A 1556-nucleotide genomic window follows, 5' to 3' on the forward strand; every position below is an offset into this window, starting at 1 on the left:
CATGGAGCCGCCGCCCGAGGCACGGCTCGTCGACGGCTGGTTTCAGTGGCAGCCGAAGCGGGCGCCGATGCAGGAGGTCGTGCTCGGCAATTCCGGCGCGGCGGGGGAGTGGCGGCTGTGCCATGATGGAAAGTGCCGGACGCTGTCGGAGATTGTCGGGCATCCCATCGGTGCTAACGTCACGACGATGAAAGTTTGCGACAATCCGTAGCCGCACGAGCGGAGCGACATGCGGGACCACTGTCCCCGGATATCGCTGCGCTCATCCGGGCTACAAGAACAACAAACGGGAGAAACGCGATGGATCGGCTCAAGGGCAAGGTTGCGATGGTGGTGGGGGCCGGCTCGATCGGTCCCGGCTGGGGCAACGGCAAGGCGACCGCGGTGACCTTCGCGCGCGAGGGCGCGCAGGTGTTCTGCGTCGATCGCAACGGCACTGCGGCCGAGGAGACCGCAAAGATCATCACCGGTGAAGGCGGCAAGGCCACCGCGTTCACCGCCGACGTCTCGCGGGCGAGCGAGGTCGAGGCGATGGTGGCGGCGTGCCTCAAGGCCTATGGCCGCATCGACGTGCTCGACAACAATGTCGGCATCGCCGAGATGGGCAGCGTGGTCGAGGTGACCGAGGAGAGCTGGGACCGCGTCTTCAGCGTCAACCTCAAGAGCGCCTATTTCGCCATGAAGCACGTCATCCCTATCATGGTGAAGCAGGGCGGCGGTTCGATCATCAACATCTCCTCGATCGCCTCGATCCGCCACATGGGCATCTCCTACGTCACCTACGGCACCTCGAAGGCGGCGATGAACCAGATGACGCGCACCACGGCGATCGAGTTCGCGCGCCACCATGTGCGCGTCAACGCGATCCTGCCCGGCCTGATGAAGACGCCGATGGTCGAACATTCCGCAGGCCTCGCCGCCAGCTACGCCAAGGGCGACGTCGAAGCGATGTGGCGCGCCCGCGACGCACAAGTGCCGATGGGGCACATGGGCGATGCCTTTGACGTCGCCAACGCCGCATTGTTCCTGGCCTCGGACGATTCGAAATATGTGACGGGGATCGAGCTGGTAGTGGATGGCGGGATCACCTGCAAGGCAGGGGCGTAGGCGCCGCCTCACACTCCGCTGTCGTCCCGGGGCGCGCAAGGCGCGAACCCGGGACCCATAATCACAGGTAGAGTGAGTTTGCAGACCCGTAACTCCGAGTCACTGTAATTACATCTCCCTGTGGTTATGGGTCCCGGATCAGCGCTCCGCCCTGACAACGCTTCGCGTTGCCAAGAGCTGCGCTTGTCCGGGACGACAGCGGAGTTCTTGGTGCCTACTGCGCCAGCGCCAGAATCCCGCCGGCGAACGAATGCCAGACCGCGGTCTCGCTGATCGGCCAGTTCAGCACCTTCACCGTCAGCAGCGCGAGCGTGCCATAGATATAGACCGGATGCACGCGGCCTTCGTTGCGCCAGTCGCGCACCATGGCGACGACGAGCAGGAGCGATGCGACGACAGCCGGCGCGATCGTCACCGGCACGGGCGGCGGACCGGGCGGTCCCGGAGGC

The 1556-nt window shown here is 65.2% G+C and carries 2 protein-coding genes and 1 pseudogene; 2 read left to right on the forward strand and 1 reads right to left on the reverse strand.

Features of this window, described 5'->3' with window-relative positions; all coding sequences use genetic code 11:
- Together MOV75_RS37555 and MOV75_RS37560 are read left to right on the forward strand one after the other, a co-directional pair.
- On the forward strand, positions 1-211 hold a 211-nt coding region (locus MOV75_RS37555; protein WP_247007932.1), incomplete at its 5' end, for a DUF1850 domain-containing protein.
- An 89-nt stretch (positions 212-300) separates the two neighbouring features.
- Entirely contained in the window at positions 301-1107 is an 807-nt protein-coding gene (locus MOV75_RS37560) for an SDR family NAD(P)-dependent oxidoreductase (protein ID WP_246931308.1), read from the forward strand.
- 214 nt (positions 1108-1321) lie between these two features.
- Here MOV75_RS37560 and MOV75_RS37565 read toward each other — a convergent pair.
- Positions 1322-1556 (reverse strand): annotated as a pseudogene (locus MOV75_RS37565) (hypothetical protein); the annotation flags it as partial.

The organism is Bradyrhizobium sp. PRIMUS42, assembly GCF_023006515.1.
Taxonomy (GTDB): Bacteria; Pseudomonadota; Alphaproteobacteria; order Rhizobiales; family Xanthobacteraceae; genus Bradyrhizobium.

Coding starts and splice junctions, on each gene's coding strand:
- MOV75_RS37560 (WP_246931308.1), top strand. CDS start 301: ATGGATCGGCTCAAGGGCAAGGTTGCGATGGTGGTGGGGGCCGGCTCG.